12 protein-coding genes are annotated in these 16,501 nt (G+C 39.6%); 4 read left to right on the forward strand and 8 right to left on the reverse strand.

Going from position 1 to position 16,501, the window contains the following annotated elements; translation table 11 throughout:
* Positions 1-32 precede the first annotated feature (32 nt).
* Together C9J46_RS01940 and C9J46_RS01945 are read right to left on the reverse strand one after the other, a co-directional pair.
* The gene (locus C9J46_RS01940) at positions 33-1,916 is read right to left on the reverse strand and encodes a DUF3413 domain-containing protein (RefSeq protein WP_107290483.1); all 1,884 of its coding nucleotides are present in this window, start codon (positions 1,914-1,916) and stop codon (positions 33-35) included.
* A gap of 51 nt (positions 1,917-1,967) precedes the next feature.
* Positions 1,968-2,186 carry a YejL family protein gene (locus C9J46_RS01945; protein WP_045083319.1) on the reverse strand — a complete coding sequence of 73 codons (219 nt, stop codon included), beginning with the start codon at positions 2,184-2,186 and terminating at the stop codon, positions 1,968-1,970.
* A 75-nt stretch (positions 2,187-2,261) separates the two neighbouring features.
* Here C9J46_RS01945 and yejK point away from each other — a divergent pair, with 75 nt between their 5' ends.
* The gene (yejK, locus tag C9J46_RS01950) at positions 2,262-3,275 is read left to right on the forward strand and encodes a nucleoid-associated protein YejK (RefSeq protein WP_107206129.1); all 1,014 of its coding nucleotides are present in this window, start codon (positions 2,262-2,264) and stop codon (positions 3,273-3,275) included.
* Positions 3,276-3,601: 326 nt separating this feature from the next.
* Positions 3,602-5,602, forward strand: a complete 2,001-nt coding sequence (locus C9J46_RS01955; RefSeq protein ID WP_107290484.1) for a methyl-accepting chemotaxis protein — start codon at positions 3,602-3,604, stop codon at positions 5,600-5,602.
* Between the two features lie 51 nt (positions 5,603-5,653).
* On the opposite strand, the gene C9J46_RS01960 is transcribed toward C9J46_RS01955, so the two are convergent.
* Positions 5,654-6,265 carry an HAD family hydrolase gene (locus C9J46_RS01960; protein ID WP_107206131.1) on the reverse strand — a complete coding sequence of 204 codons (612 nt, stop codon included), beginning with the start codon at positions 6,263-6,265 and terminating at the stop codon, positions 5,654-5,656.
* Between the two features lie 275 nt (positions 6,266-6,540).
* Here C9J46_RS01960 and C9J46_RS01965 point away from each other — a divergent pair, with 275 nt between their 5' ends.
* Positions 6,541-6,936, forward strand: a complete 396-nt coding sequence (locus C9J46_RS01965; protein ID WP_233217614.1) for a nitrous oxide-stimulated promoter family protein — start codon at positions 6,541-6,543, stop codon at positions 6,934-6,936.
* Positions 6,937-7,049: 113 nt separating this feature from the next.
* On the opposite strand, the gene C9J46_RS01970 is transcribed toward C9J46_RS01965, so the two are convergent.
* The 3 genes from C9J46_RS01970 to nhaC form a co-directional block, all read right to left on the reverse strand.
* Complete coding sequence (locus C9J46_RS01970) at positions 7,050-8,171, reverse strand: M20 family metallopeptidase (protein ID WP_107290485.1); 1,122 nt, start codon at positions 8,169-8,171, stop codon at positions 7,050-7,052.
* 112 nt (positions 8,172-8,283) lie between these two features.
* Positions 8,284-8,439 (reverse strand): hypothetical protein, encoded by a 156-nt coding sequence (locus C9J46_RS21520; RefSeq protein ID WP_158259266.1) that lies wholly within the window; start codon positions 8,437-8,439, stop codon positions 8,284-8,286.
* A gap of 250 nt (positions 8,440-8,689) precedes the next feature.
* Positions 8,690-10,141, reverse strand: a complete 1,452-nt coding sequence (gene nhaC, locus C9J46_RS01975; protein WP_107206133.1) for a Na+/H+ antiporter NhaC — start codon at positions 10,139-10,141, stop codon at positions 8,690-8,692.
* Between the two features lie 711 nt (positions 10,142-10,852).
* Here nhaC and asd point away from each other — a divergent pair.
* A complete protein-coding gene (gene asd, locus C9J46_RS01980) occupies positions 10,853-11,971 on the forward strand; it encodes an aspartate-semialdehyde dehydrogenase (RefSeq protein ID WP_005368890.1) in 1,119 nt (372 codons plus the stop codon).
* A 74-nt stretch (positions 11,972-12,045) separates the two neighbouring features.
* Here asd and C9J46_RS01985 read toward each other — a convergent pair whose 3' ends face one another.
* Together C9J46_RS01985 and C9J46_RS01990 are read right to left on the reverse strand one after the other, a co-directional pair.
* The gene (locus tag C9J46_RS01985; protein WP_107290486.1) at positions 12,046-15,138 is read right to left on the reverse strand and encodes an efflux RND transporter permease subunit; all 3,093 of its coding nucleotides are present in this window, start codon (positions 15,136-15,138) and stop codon (positions 12,046-12,048) included.
* Positions 15,125-16,282 (reverse strand): efflux RND transporter periplasmic adaptor subunit, encoded by a 1,158-nt coding sequence (locus C9J46_RS01990; protein ID WP_107206135.1) that lies wholly within the window; start codon positions 16,280-16,282, stop codon positions 15,125-15,127. The genes C9J46_RS01985 and C9J46_RS01990 overlap by 14 nt, the downstream gene beginning before the upstream one ends.
* Positions 16,283-16,501 lie beyond the last annotated feature (219 nt).

Consider the following 16,501-nt stretch of genomic DNA (forward strand, 5'->3'; position numbering starts at 1 on the left):
GCTGCTTCTTATTTTTAGTTTACGATAAATAATTACTTGTCATTATCTTGATTACGGTTCGGTTCATAGAAACGTTTTAATTCATTCATGACCTGCATTAGTGTTGAAAGCTTTGGTTTGCCTTCGTCTTCTAATTGGTAATTTTTATCGTAGACATTGTAATTACCATATTTATCAACCACGGTTGTTTGTTTATTTTGAACAACGACAATATCAGAATCATCTCCAGCTAATAACCAACGACGAGTATTATTGTTATCAAATAAACTCACACCTGAACTGTAATTTGAGCTCGCTGAAGCGACATTAAGTAATGATTCCATCAGTGTCGGTACCAGATCTAAATTACTGGTTAAGCGTGTCACTTCTTGCGCAGAATGATCTGGCCAGTGAATGATCAGCGGTACTTTTATTTGGTATTGGCTGTAGTTACTGCCAGAGCCCCAAGTGTTGTTACCTGTCTCATTAAATTCAGTACCGTGGTTAGAGGCAATCACCACGATGGTATTTGCCATATCACCTTTTGCTTCTAACTGAGCAAACACACGTCCAAGCATTTCATCAATATGATACGCCGCATTACGGTAACTATTTTTGAGCAGCAATGTGGAATCGACCCCTTTTTCATTAATGGCATTGCTGCCTAATGACGGAGTGAAGCGAGGTTTATAATGTTCACCTTCTTTAAACTGTTGAACAGAGGTCAATTCAAGGAAGCTAAACCATGGTTGATTTTGTTTTTGTTTATTTAACCAATGATCCCAATCTTTTATTGCATGAGAATCACTTTCAATGTCATGAGAGTGTCGTGAATCTGTTACTGCCAGTTTAGTATTGGCAAAAATAGCTTCACGATAAATCGGTAAATCAAAATTCTCGCCACTGAATAAACCAAAATGATAACCGCGTTCTTGAAGAGTATTGAGTAATACCGGTGATTTTTTCTCAGCGCGAATACTATTGATATAGCCACTTGGTAAGCCATATAGCAGGCCAAATACGCCAGTCGAATTGCTATTACTTGAACTGTAGTTATTGGTGAAATTCAGATTGTTTTGAGCAAATGCCGTTAAGTTAGGCATAACCGTTGATGTCAACATATCACTGCGTAGACTATCAACCATAATGATCAGAAGATTTTGGTCTGTGCCTTGATCATTAAAACTTAACTTACTGATCGGATAGCGAACAAATTCACTGTTTTGCACGCCTTGCTCTGCACGACGTTTAGCATATTCTTGTCGATCTAATAAACCATGCTTTTCCATGAAGGTTTTTGCCGTCATCGGATAAGAAAATGGGAAATTAGAACGTTGCATCGTAACGGGACGGTATAAATTTGCATCCGCCCAGATGTAAATGAGATGGCTACCTAGAAAGCAAACCCCAAAAACAAGTGCGATAGGACCGCCAACATGTTTGCGGGTTAGCTTTCTAAGTTTGCGCCATACCCACTCTGAGCACATTAGCTCAAAGAGGAAGATGACTGGAACAACGACAAATAGATATTGCCAGCTGGCATTTAATTCTGTCTTATCGCCACTTAACAATAAATCCCATACCAATGGGCTTAAATGTAAATCTACTGTTTGATAAGCATAGGTATCAAGCAATAGGGCGGTTAAACCAACGGTGCTGACTAATACCCCAAATAAACGCATTAAACGTTGCGAGGGGATCAAAAAGCTTGCTGGAAATATAATGAGAATATAAATGCCAAAAACAAGAAAACCGAAATGACCAACCCAACTTAATAAAAGGTAAAGTTGCCCGATCAGCGTTGCTGGCCAGTCTGAATGTGTAATATATCGCGTACCCAATAGCATGGCTGCGATGATATTAAAGAAACTGAACCAATGTCCCCAGCTAATTAGCTGTGAGACTTTCTCTTTGTAGGTATTTCCGCTGGCGACCATAAATGTCAATTCTTCTCAGTCTTCAATGCAAGTTTAATATGACTATTAAACTTAGTCTTTTTTAATTGAGGTCTGCAGAGCTTTAGCAAATTTTTCTGCAATCACTGCGCGTTGAGCAGCCGGCACATTCGCGTTAATAATATTGGTTGCAATATCACCAACAACCATCAGTGCTAATTCTGGTGATGTTTTATGTTTTTCAAGTACATCGAACATGTCATCAATGATTTGTTCAACTTGTTTAGTGCTGTATTTTGAAGTAATTGGCATAAGAAATCTTGTTTAATGTTTACATAAGCGACTTATGATAACCTAGAGTTCACTTTTCTTGAAAACCTTTTCATTATGAGCCTAACACTTTCTAATGTCATTCTTCATCAATTGACAAAAAACGACCAAGATGAACTAGAAATACATCTAAGAAATCAGACTCTTGAGAACGATGCATCGACTGAAGATCTCGTGGCTGAACTCCATCGCATTTACAGCAGTAAGGGGGCGAAAGGTTTTGCACTTTTTGCTCAAGACAGTGAGTTTTCTCATTGGCTGAAGCAATTCCGTCAAGGCGAATTAGATTTCTTAACGTTTTCAGATATGGCGGTTAAGCGTTTACAAACAGAATTGGCTAAATATCCTTTTGCTGAAGCAGGTACGGTTGTGATGGCGGAATACCAGTCATTAGCAACAGATTACCTGTTTATTGGTATGTTACCGACCTGTCACAGTATGAAAGTAACTGAGCAATTAAGTATTAGTGCGACTGACTACCTTGATATTGCCAAAATGGATATTGTTGCGCGTATTGATCTGTCTTCATGGGAAACCGACCCTGAATCTAAGCGTTACTTAACGTTCGCGAAAGGGCGTGTGGGGCGAAAAATTGCAGACTTTTTCTTAGACTTTATGCAAGCAGATGTTGGTTTAGATGTGAAAGAGCAAAACCAAGTGCTGATGCAAGCTGTGGAAGATTTCTGTGCTGATTCACGTTTAGATAAAGAAGAAAAACAGCAATACCGTAAGCAGGTTTATGATTACTGTAATAGCCAACTGCAAGCGGGTGATGAAGTCGCGGTAAAAGAACTTGCAGGTGAATTACCGACCTCAGACGACGGTACAAACTTTTATGAATTCACGTCAAAGCAAGGTTATGAGTTAGAAGAAAGCTTTCCTGCCGATCGCACAGCAATGCGTAAACTTACGAAATTTGTTGGCTCTGGCGGTGGTATGACGCTTAATTTCGACAGTATGTTGTTGGGTGAGCGTATTTTCTATGATCCAGAAACAGATACGTTAACCATTAAAGGCACACCGCCGAATTTAAAAGATCAGCTATTACGTCGTTTAAACTCGGATAATTAATCTTTATAAGCGATATCGGCCATACCATTCTCTTTTTCGTTGAAAGTATGGCCGATGTTGAACATGTTACTCTGTTCTCTATTTACTTATCGTAATACTCAAAAACACGTCTTAATCTCTTCTCACGTTTGATTATTTTCTTTAGCCTCAGCATGGTATTGAAGCGTCAAAATTATGGCGTTTTGTTTTTATATAACTCGTTCTATAAAAAAGCAATTTGCAGTAGATCTCTAAATTCGGATAAATGTTAATTATTTTTATTGTTTCATTTAACAATTTGTAAAATTTAGCTATATTTTATTAATATTTTTATCAGGAGTTTATGGATGAAACTTACGATATCAAGGAAGTTACAACTGAGCTTTGCCTTATTGGCATTGCTTTTTATTGTTTCTTCGGTATTTACCTATCGCAATATATCGACGGTTGAACAATATGCATCTTCTTTGCTGACTTCTGATATACCGACCGTCGATACGAGCCGAGGTATACAGCAATCGGTACAAGCATCGCTATCTTCTATCCGTGCTTATATGTTATTGGGAGGTGATGATCAGCATAGCCAACAATTGAATAAGGATGTTCACAAGACGATTGCTTCTATTGATGAGTCTTTGCCAACGCTTCAAACGTTGATTTCAGCACAAAAGTTCAACACCATTCAAGAACAATGGCAATCTGTTAAAAAATCATTGAATCAATTGCTTGTTTTAAGCCATAGCCGTGAAAATTTACCCGCCCATAACCTTTTCATTAATGAAGCGGCACCTATTGCTGAGGTCGCATTAGATCAGATCCAAAGTTTGATTAATGAAGAGTCCAGTAACCCGTTTGGCGGTGAGAGAAAAAGACTCTTTAAGGTTTATGCTGACAGTTATGTATCACTAGCAAATGCATTGGCTTCACTTCGCGATTTTTTGTTATACGGACAACAAGAGTACTTAGATAAGTATCGAGATCTCATTGAGTCACATAAAAAATCAGTGGCTGAAATTGATAAAAAGTTAGATCGATTAACGGAAGAGCATGCATCCTTATGGGCGCTTTTTAAAGAGATGCAGCAACTTTACTTTCCTTTAGCGGAGAATGTAATAGCCCTTCGCCTTTCACCAGAATGGAATAAATCAAATCAACTCATGGCAAATGAGCTGTTACCTTCAGCCGTAGCCCTTGAGCAGAGTTTAGAAACGGTAGTGCAAGCACAGCAACAACGTGCAGATCAAAGCGGGCAAGGAATTAATCAATCAATTCAAAATGTACTAACGACTATGTGTATTGCCATTGTATTAATTGTTAGTTCGGCAATTGCTATCTCAAAGTATATGGGAAATACCATTGGTCGCCGTATTTCATTACTGTCTGAGAGAGCAAAGACGATTGCTTTTGGTGATGTATCTCAACCTCCTCTTAAAGTCGTTGGGAATGATGAGTTGGCCGTTTTAACTGAGTCAATAAATAGAATGAATGCTTCACTGTCAGAAATTGTTTCTGGTGTTACTGATAAAGCTCAACAAGTTGATGTAAGCATGGAAGAGTTGCTGACTTCTGCACATGTCACATCATCGAATGTGGTGCACCAACAAGCGAGCATTGAGCAGATGGGAAACCAACTAGAAGAAATCGCTTCTGCCACAGACAATACGTTAGAACAGGTTACGTTATCGGTACAAAAGTTGTCAGATTCCAAAGGAGAAATTGAGTTAGGGCGTGATGCACTTGAGCAAAATAAAATTACAATGGAAACCTTGCACAACAATATTGCTACGGCGAGCACTCAGGTAACGCGATTAAGTAAAGAAAGTGAAGCGATTGGCCGGGTGACGGAAGTGATTGAAGGCTTAGCTGAGCAGACGAATTTACTCGCACTTAATGCCGCTATTGAAGCTGCAAGAGCTGGAGATCAAGGCAGAGGTTTTGCTGTGGTAGCAGACGAAGTTCGAATGTTAGCAACCAGAACAACCCAATCGACGACAGAGATTAACGATATCATTAATGCGATTCGACACTCTACACACGCTGTGGTTGAAGAAATTGATAGTAGCCAATCTCTTGCCGATCAAGGCGCGGAACATATTGAAAAAGCAGTGTCACGTTTACTCTCTACGACAACAAAAATTAGCCAATTAAATGGTCAAATGGAAGAGCTTGCCGCAGCCGCAGAGCAGCAATCACATGCAACAAATTCAATTACCGTACTCATGGCAGATATTACTGATTCTGTAAATCAGGTATCCAATCATAGTCAAAGTGCAGCAGAAACGTCTTCTAAGGTAAAAGAACAAGTTACTGAACTTAATCATCAAATGGCAACATTTGTCACCCACTAAGTCGCTGATGATGATAACTGATTTAACAAGACTATCTTTATGATGGTCTTGTTAGTTCTTCTTTACTGATTGAAATTGAACAAGTAAATCGCTTAGCTCATTTAAAGCTAATGACGCTGCATCACTAAACGCTAACGCCTTACCATGATGGACCAAGCAAGACGGCATCCTAGCGTTATAAGCTGCTTGCAAGTCATAAAAATAATCACCAACGTAAAGTATTTCATTACTCATCAGTCCCCAATCCTTTGCTAATGATTCTAAAGAGGCTGGATTGGGTTTCGGTGGAAAACATTCGCGGGTAATTACACGTTCAACACTGATTTGATTCTGAATGAGTTTTCTGTGGGTTGCAGCCAAGCAGTTTCTGGTAATGATTGCTGTTTTAATCTTATTTGTTTGTAAATATATCAGTAGTTCATGGCAGCCAATCATGGGAAAAGAGCTTTCTGCATCAGAAAGCTCATGTTCAAAAACAATATTATTGGCATGCATCTTTTGATCAGCGTTAAGCGTTTCAATATAACTTAATAAATCGATATCTTGAGGACAGCCTAGTTGTTTGCGTAACTGAGAAAAGTTTATGTTTGAAGTAACCAAGGTGTTATCTAAATCAAAAATAACAGCTTTGATTGTTTTTAAATCGAGAGAAAATGGAATCATAGAATCCTCAACAATATTGATTAGCAACAAAGGTGATAAATGATTAAGAGGTATTACTTTAAGCTATGTACTTTTCCGTCAACAGACATAAAAATTGGAGTATAACTCCAGTTTAAGTATTTATGAAAATGCGTAGAAGGTCATTTTCACATTCAGTTCTTTTTTTGAACAATGTATTAAAGTATGTCTTTTAATCAATTTTTTGGCTCGTATTTCGATATTTGCTTATAAATTTACGATTTCTTGAAAAAATTGATCTTTATCATTGGATCTTTATGGCCCCAGTGGATAATAACGCCACTATGATAGTTCAAAACAATCATTCAGTTCGATCGCAACGTGAACTGAACGCAGTGAAAGCGATGATTCGCCTATATTGTAAAACGTTGCACCGTGGGGCAATTATTTGTCCTGAATGTGAAAGTCTTATCGAGTATGTTGAGGAGCGCGTAACAGGTTGTCGACTAGGTGATGATAAGCCAAGTTGTTCGCATTGTATTGGGCATTGCTACCAATCTGCCAAACGATTACAAATGATCCATGTGTTACGTTGGACATTTCCACGTTACTTATGGCGTCATCCAATTAGGGCTATACAATTTAAATTAGACAATTTACATAGTGCCCAGATATCAGCAGGAAAGGCCGAGATATTCACAAAAACGGGCTAAATCAGGAGTGGTTTAGCAAAGAAAACTTGAACGGGTTGTGTTGTTCTCTACGGGTGGAGTTAGCTACATCCAAAGAGAACAAAAGGCTGCATTGATGCAGCCTTTTGTTGTTTTTACGCTGCTAACTTTTCTAAAATACGTTGTAATAAACGGATACGCGGCTCAATTGAAGTGAGATCTAGCCATTCATCAGCACTGTGGAAACCTGCACCAATAGGACCTAGACCATCTAATGTTGGAACACCTAACACTGCAGTTAGGTTTGCATCAGATCCACCACCGACGGCTTGCCATGTAATATCAATACCCAAGTCTTTACCGATCGCTTCAACTTGTGCCATTAATCGCTCTGTTTGTGGGCTTGGCACCATCGATGGTTTATGCGCTTCACGCTCTGCAATAACTGTGATGTTCGGAGTAAAAGGAGTATCACACAGTGCACGAATTTTCTGATCTGCGGCTGCATACTCATCGTTGTCCCAGAAACGTACATCAACAATCGCTTCAGCAAAATCAGCCACAATATTGGCACCAGCTCCCCCTTTAACTACACCCACATTAAAAGTAGTACCAGAAACGAAATTGGTTAGCTCATTGATCGCAATGATCCAGTGTGCCATCTCACTGATTGCACTACGGCCATTTTCAGGTTCATTTCCTGCATGTGCTGCTTTACCATGGAAGCTTAAGCGATAGCGTGCCATACCTTTACGGGCTTTAACTAAAGAGCCGTCAGCGCGAGCCGCCTCAGCGACGAAAACATGCTTTGCATTAACGGCGACACTTTTAAGCCATGCTTCAGAATGTAATGAGCCAATTTCTTCATCTGGGTTCATGCATACACAGATAGAAAGTGTATCTAAGATCTGCTGATCTAAACCACGTAGTGCGTAAACAATATTTAATAACCCTGATTTCATATCAGAAACCCCGGGGCCATAAGCTTTTGTTTCATCGGTTGTCATTGGGCGAGCAGCTGCTGTACCAACAGGAAATACGGTATCCATATGGCCGATCAGCATGGCATCAATATGGCCGGCTTCAGGTTTGTTACGAATTTCTAGGCCAGTTCCTGCAATACCACAATCGACACGTTTAATGTGCCATCCCAGATCTTGGTATTTTGTTGCCATGGTCTCAGCAATAGCATTAATACCGTCAACGGTTAGCGTACCGCAGTCAATATTGATTAAAGGACGAAGTTCTTCTAAGTAAGCATCAAGAGAAAAAGACATATAAAGCTCCAAATAAGGGCTGTGTAATGATCAAAAGGTGAAGAATAAAAGCAAATATGCAGCGCTATTATGAAAAGGCTTGCCGTGAAAGGGCCCACGGCAAGTTAAATATTCACACTAAGATATTCATCACAAACATAGCAGCGAAGGCATTTAGCACCGAAATTGCAATCATAACTGGGATATAACGGCCTTCAGTACCAATAGGCCCCATGATACGTCCCATGTATTGAACTTGTGAACCCATGAGGTAGATAGCAGGCGCCATAATGACAAGATCTAAATCCGTTACGTCACGATGCGCTATTAAGGAAAAAGGTATGAGTATGTACCTGTTTATGCACGGTTTTAGTGAATAAAGACAATAACTACACGCTGCGGGGGGAACTCGAGGTTATTATTGATTTTTTTGTAACGGAAGGAAGGGTTGAACGACGAAATGAGTAATAGGTATAGAAACAAATAAGCCCCATTATTTGGCTAATATAATGGGGCTTATTCTTTATGCTTAATAAATATTATGAAGTTAACTGTTTAACAGCAAGTGCTTCTTCTTCATCATCTTGTGCTAATTGGGCTTCTGATGCTGGTGGACAGCGATCCACAAACCACCCCATGAATGAACAGACAATCGTTACGATAATACAAACGAAGCTTAACCACATAAATGGTGCGTATGAGAACGTAGCAACACCTAAAATGCTTGCCATATAAATACCGTTATCACTCCACGGCACCATACCTGAGGTCAACGTACCACCAAACTCAGCGTTACGAGAAAGGTTCTTACGTTGGTAGCCTAGACGGTCGTAATTTTTTGCACAAATTTTAGGTGTAAGGATCAGCGAAACATACATCGCAGAACCAAATACGTTACCTAGAAAAGCAGTAGCAATAGTGGAAACGGATAGGCTACCTGCGGAATTTACGCGTTTTTCAAAAAGACGGGCAATAGTTTGCAGTACACCGACCTTATCTAATAGACCACCAAAACCAAGACCGAAGATGATCACGGCGACTGAGCCAAGCATTGACGACATACCACCACGGTTTAGGATCGCATCAATAAACTCAACACCAGAGCTAATAGAAAATGGTGCCCATGCAGTATTAAAGGCAACTAAAGGATCCATACCTTGGATCATCACTGCCCAAATAATACCCAATAGAGAACCTAGTGTAATAACAGGGAATGATGGTAAGCGTAAAGCCAGTAACACCAAGACAATAGCCACAGGAATAAAAGACAATGGTGAGATAACAAATTGCTTATCCATTGCTTGAATCACTGAATCAACTTGCGTCATATCTACATTGCCTGAGTAGTGGTAACCCACAACAGTAAATAGAATGGCCGTGATCACGTAACTGATCAGTGAGATAGGCAGCATACCTTTGATATGTTCCATGATTTCAACGTTAGACATAGAAGATGCCAAGATCACAGAATCTGATAGTGGTGACATTTTATCGCCGAAGTAACAGCCAGAAAGAACAGCACCAGCAGTCATAGGAGCGGGAATACCTAAACCTTGGCCAATCCCCATCATAGCGATACCTGCCGTACCTGCTGCACCCCAAGAAGTACCGGTTGCTAACGCTGTTAATGAACAAATGATCATTGTTGCTAACAAGAAAATGGATGGGTGGATGGCTTTTAGACCGTAGTAAATAATGGTTGGAACAATACCACCTGCAATCCAAGTACCCACAAGCGCACCAACCGCAAGCAGAATTAATACGGCACCGAGACCATTAGCAATACCTTTTGTGGCGGCTTTTTCTAATGATTTGTAATCATGGCCTAGTTTTATACCTAACCCAATGATAATGAACCAGCCGATGTAGAGTGCTAGTTGAATAGGTAAATTTAACTTAGCGGTAAATGAGAATGCTAGTGCAAGGAAAATACCGAGAGCAACAAGAACTTGCATCAACGAGGGTAGTTTCACGACAGTCTGTTTTTCCATACTTCTAACCTTGTTTATCGTACCTGTAAATGAGCTGCTAGCCCAAAGTCAGTAATGAATATTTCTATACTAGTTAATAAATCACATGCATCACAGCTTGTAACAAACTTCGGCTACTGTAGCAGCTAGCCTTAAAACCGCGATAAATAATGTTTCTATATGTGACCTGAGTCTTTTGCTTTAAAAGATGAGCAAAAGTGCTGCTTTTTTTGTGTTTGTTTTGTTAAATAATGGTTTTTATTTTGTGTTTGTATATTGGTTTTATTATTCTGGTTATTTATTTTAAAACATAAAGATAATGTTTAAATTAGTTTAAAAAACCAAAATACACTCAGTTTATAAATAATATATCCAATAAAGTTAGGTTAGAGAGATTATCAGGATAGTCGGGGGTTTTCAAAGATATGTATTTAATTGAATTATATGGTCTTGAATGTTTAATTTCATATTTAGAGTTAAAAACATACATTAAGTACTAGTTTTTAAGCCTTTTTGCTGTTTTATTCTTCTTTGCTGTTGCATTTTTGAACTTATAAAAATAACTAATACCAGTAATAAGAAATTCAAATATCGATAAATTAACAAAGATTGTTACTCTTTTTTGCGATAGTATTTTGAAGTGGATATTAAAATTATGCTTGTTTTTAAGCCTTTAAATCTCTATAGATGGAAACAGCAGCCGTTAAATTACGACAGGGAGTGTAGTAGCAAATGATGAAAGTAGGTTTAGTTGGTTGGCGTGGTATGGTCGGTTCTGTACTGATGCAACGTATGGTCGAAGAGGGTGATTTTAAACTAATTGACCCTGTATTCTATTCAACCTCTCAGATTGGTATTCCAGCGCCTAATTTAGGTAAAGATGCAGGCATGCTGCAAGATGCCTTTGATTTAGAAAGCTTAAAAAAACTTGATGCCATTATTACCTGTCAAGGTGGTGGCTACACTGAAAAAGTGTACCCAGCGTTACGTCAAGCAGGCTGGAAAGGTTACTGGATTGATGCGGCATCAACATTACGTATGAAGCCAGAATCAATTATTACACTTGATCCTGTTAACTTTGATCAAATTCAGCAAGGTATTCACAATGGTACCAATACGTATGTTGGTGGTAACTGTACAGTTAGCTTAATGCTGATGGCTGTCGGTGGCCTATATAAGGCAGGACTTGTTGAGTGGATGACGTCACAAACATATCAAGCAGCTTCTGGTGCGGGTGCTAAGAACATGCGTGAGTTGATCAGCCAAATGGGTGTGATTAACGATTCAGTGACAAGCGAGCTCGCGAATCCATCAACATCGATTCTTGATATTGACCGTAAAGTGGCAGATACATTACGTTCAAGCGATTTCCCATCACAAGAGTTTGGTGCGCCATTAGCCGGTTCTTTGATCCCTTGGATCGATGTGAAGCGTGAAAATGGTCAAAGCAAAGAAGAATGGAAAGCGTCTGTTGAAACGAACAAAATTCTTGGTTTAGAGGATTCTCCAATCCCAATTGATGGTACTTGTGTACGTATTGGTGCGATGCGCTGTCACAGCCAAGCACTAACATTAAAGCTGAAGAAAAATGTACCGCTAGATGAAATCGAAGAAATTATTGCATCACATAATGATTGGGTAAAAGTTATCCCGAATGATCGTGATGTAACAGTGCAAGAGTTAAGCCCTGCTAAAGTAACGGGTACACTATCGGTACCGGTTGGTCGTCTTCGTAAACTTGCGATGGGTGATGATTACCTGAACGCCTTTACTGTTGGTGATCAGCTACTATGGGGTGCTGCTGAGCCACTTCGTCGTACACTGCGTATTATCCTTTCTGAAAAAGCATAATATTCGTTAGTTGAAAATAAAAAAACGCCTGCAGTGATGCAGGCGTTTTTACTTATAGCAACGTTGATTTAGTGTTATTTTCGTTGACGGAAACCACGGCCACTTAAGATGGTTTTTAGTACGTCTTTTTCTCTTAATCTACTCATCCCGACATAAGCAACTGGAACAAGAAATAGTGAGAAAAATGTGCCGGCGGTTAATCCTCCCACTAAGACCAAACCAATATTTACGCGACCTAATGAGCCAGGACCTGATGCAAATGCCAGGGGTAGAGCACCTAAAATCATGGTTAATGATGTCATTAAAATTGGACGTAAACGTGAGCGAGCACTATGGATTGCCGCCTCAATGGCAGTTTTACCATGCTTACGTTGCTCATTGGCAAATTCAACCAGCAAGATCCCATGTTTAGTGACCAATCCGACTAAGGTTAATAAGCCTATTTGTGAGTAAATATTGAGGCTTTGACCAAAGACCCAGAGGGTCAAAACAGCGCCTACAATACACAAAGGAACGGTAAGAAGGATGATCAGTGGATCAACGAAACTTTCAAATTGCGCAGCTAAGATCAGATAGATGAAAATGAGCGCCATTAAGAATAACGTTTGTGTACCATCTTGTGAGTCCATTAATTCTTTAACCACACCGTCGTAGGCATAGCTCTGTGAGTCATCAAGTAGCTCAGGTACATTTTCATCAATGTAATTACGGACATCACTCGCAGTATAACCTGGCATTAATGTCGCTGTGATCTCAGCACTATTTTGTCCCATATAAGTTTTAAAACTGGACTCAGATGTTACTGCTTTAATTGAAACGAATTCAGACAAAGGAATATTTTGTCCCGATTCTGACGCTACATAAAGCTTATCGATAATATCAAAGTTACCCAGATCTTTACGGTTTACTTGAACGCGAATAGGGTAGGTAAAGCCGTCATCAGCCTGTAAGTTTGCCGCTTTCAATGAGCCAAGGAAGGTCGATAGTGCATTGGTTACGTCAGTATAAGCCACGCCTGACAAGATGATTGCGTTACGGTCAATGCGTAAGTCATATCGCAGTTGATCTCGAAGTAATGAGCTTTTAACACGAGTTAAGCCTTTATACTCACTTAACTTTTTAACGATACGGTTAGCCGTATCATTGAGCTTTGTATTATCTCGATTAACGGTTTTAAGCTGCAGTTTCAAATTGGTTGCTGCATTTAGACCATCAGCAGAGCGCACACTAAATGACATACTGTATGCAGACAGAGTACTTGCTGCTTTTTCAGTTAACTCAGCTACAATCTCATCTGCCGGTTTAGTACGTTTGCCCCAAGGTTCGAGTAAAATATGATTGGATGGTGTTGCTTCGATATAAGATAAATTTGCAGCAATATCTTTGTTATCTTCCATAACCGTATTTAGCTCAGAGTTATGCTTAATATGATAACGACGACCGACACCGGTCGGTGCTTCTGAACTACCATCAATAAAGCCAGTATCTTCTATTGGCAACAATACTTGTGGCATCGACCATACCGCAACACCCGAAAGTGCGATAAGTGCCAGTGCAATACCCCCCATCAATGCTTTACGATCAAACCATTTAGATAATTGTTTCGTGTAACCTAGTGATAGTTTGTGAATCTGCTTATCAATTGCAGCAAACCATTTAGGTTGTTGTGCTACCGGTTTAATTAAATACGCACACATCATCGGTGACAGTGTTAATGCAACCATACCTGAGATGATCACTGATGCTGCAAGAGTAAAAGCAAATTGGCGGAACAGATCAGCTGTCATACCTGACATTAAACCAATAGGCAGGTAAACCGCAGCAAGGGTCATTGTCATTGCTATTACTGGGAAGATAATTTCATTACTGCCCTTAATGGCGGCATTAAGCGGTGTTTCACCTTCTTCTATATAGCGATAACAATTTTCAACCACCACGATAGCATCATCAACCACAAGGCCGATCGCAAGAATAATGGCTAAAATAGTCAGCACGTTAATGCTGAAACCAAGAAATGACATTACTGCAAAAACACCAATAATACATACAGGGATAGTGATAATTGGGATTGATGCAATACGCAGTGAACCAAGGAAAAGTACCACAATTACGGATACTAAAACGATAGCTTCAAAGAGGGTATGGAAGCCTTGGTCGATAGATTCTTGAATGAAATCGGCTTGGTTATAGACCATCTTCATTTCTAAGCCATCTGGCAAGTGTTGCTGCATCTTGGTGATTTCAGCTTTTACACGAGCAGCTACATCAACCGGGTTCTCACTTTTCAGTGGTAGCACCTGCAGTGACATTGCAGTTTCACCATTCACTTTAAGTTTGCTTGGTGTCAGGCTATTTTCACCCATTTTGACATCAGCCACATCTTTGATGCGAATGATGTTGCCATCATCGACGCGGATAACGAGATCTTGTACATCTTTAACACTGGTTACTTGAGTCACTGGGTTAATTTGGAAATTACGCGCTTCACCAACGATCTGACCAACTGTGAATGATGAACTGTATGCACTGAGTGTTGTTACAATATCAGCGGGCTTAACATTGAGTGCCATCATACGGTTTGGGTTCAGCCAAACACGGACAGCTTTTGCTGCACCACCATACGGTCCATATACCCCACCAACACCTTGAATATGTCTAAACTGTGGTTTGATTTGCTGGCCAATGAAGTCGTACATCTCTTGCGAACTCATCTTCCCTTTATTGATAAAGGTAATAATGTTACTAGCTGAGCCCTTATCACCGGAATCATCGGTAACCGTCGGTTTATCAACCATACTTGGTGGAAAATCAACGATAGCTTCAATGCTACTACGTAACTTATTCATTAAGTTCGCATATTCAACATCAGTAATACCATCGCTAAATTTTACATTTAATGTACATTTACCTTGGGTACAGTCAGTCGTCATAATATCGACGCTTTCTAACCCTGTTGCGGCATTAATTAAATGTGTTGCGACATTTCGTGACATGAAGTCTGCGCTAGCGCCATCAATACTGGCGGTAACCGTTGCTTTAGGCGTGTTGTGATCAGGGAAATATTGAATTGCAAGTTTTTGGAAAGAAAACAAACCAATAAGAATAATTGCAATACTTAACACTGAAGCAAAAACAGGATGTTTAATACAGACTTCAGGTAGTCTCATTGCTCTGCTCCTTCACTGATTTAGTTTTTTCCTGTCCTGCTTTTGCTGGATCGGTTGTTTTCTTTTTTTGCTCTTGTGCTGGTGCATCAGCTGTTGATGCTTGAGTCTTGATGATATTTACTAAAGTTTCATCATCGATTTTTTGATGACCAGTGACAACAACAATGTCATCTACCTTTAAGCCTTTTTCAACAATTACATAGCCATTATTAAGGTTGTTACCTAAAGTTAGGTAACGCTTAGTAGCAACATTATTTTTATCAACGACCCATACGTAACGATCTTCATTATGAGCAAGAATCGCGTTTTGTGGCGCGACAATTCGATTAGTTCGACCATTCACCATTTGGCTCACTTGAGCAAACATACCGGGTGCTAGAATATGATCTGGGTTTTCGATACGAGCATGAATAGCCACACGCCCCGTGTTTTTATTAACGGCTGGTGCGACGTAATCAACAATACCGTTAAATATCATATCCTTGTATGCTTCAACAGTCACAGTGATGGGCTGGCCTTTTACTGCTTTACCAAGATCGTTTTGGCTAATGGTGTAGGAGACTTCAACAGGGTTGAGGTTATAAATACTTACCAGAGGTGTTGTTGCATCAATCATACTTCCTGCTGATTTAGTGAAGTTGGTCAGTTCACCATCAAAAGGAGCGGTAATGGCATAATCTTTCAAAATGGCTTGTTGCTGGCGGTAATCGGCCGCTGCAAGGTTCGCGGCATCTTGAAGCTCTTCAAAATCTTGCTTAGATAATGCGCCAGGTTGTTTTCTATTTAACTCAGCAACACGTTTTACTTTGTTTCTTGCTGTAGTTAAAGAACTTGCCGCTTTATCTAAATCAGCTTTTGCTTTACTACTATCTAGTTTTGCGATTAGTTGACCTTTTTTAACCACATCACCATCTTTAAAGTTTATGGCAACAAGTTTACCGGGAGTACTGAATGTGAGTTCAGCAAAATCAATCGCATTGATTTTACCTACTTCATTTAATGTAGCGACAAACTCTTTGGTAGAGATAGGCTCGACAGTAACAGGAACTGCTTGTTGTTTCTCGTCATCTTTTGCGTGAGCAAAGTTCGATATTGTTAAAGCCATAAGGGTAAATAGGAGTGGGGATAACTTTTTGTAGTGCACGTCGTATAACTCTCTTATTTCAGGATAAGGGTGTCAATCTTAGTTAATTTATATTAAATAGCCATATGAATTGTCAGTGAATGGTTAGCTTATCATTGCATCTTGGCGCATATCTATTTGGATGTCGGTTATATTTCTAATTTAGCTGATAGGAATTCAGATACAAAAAAACCGTAAATAGATGCTTCTATTTACGGCTTTAATTTTGGGTTTGCGCTT

It is taken from the genome of Photobacterium sp. GB-36 (assembly GCF_003026135.1).
GTDB lineage: Bacteria > Pseudomonadota > Gammaproteobacteria > Enterobacterales > Vibrionaceae > Photobacterium.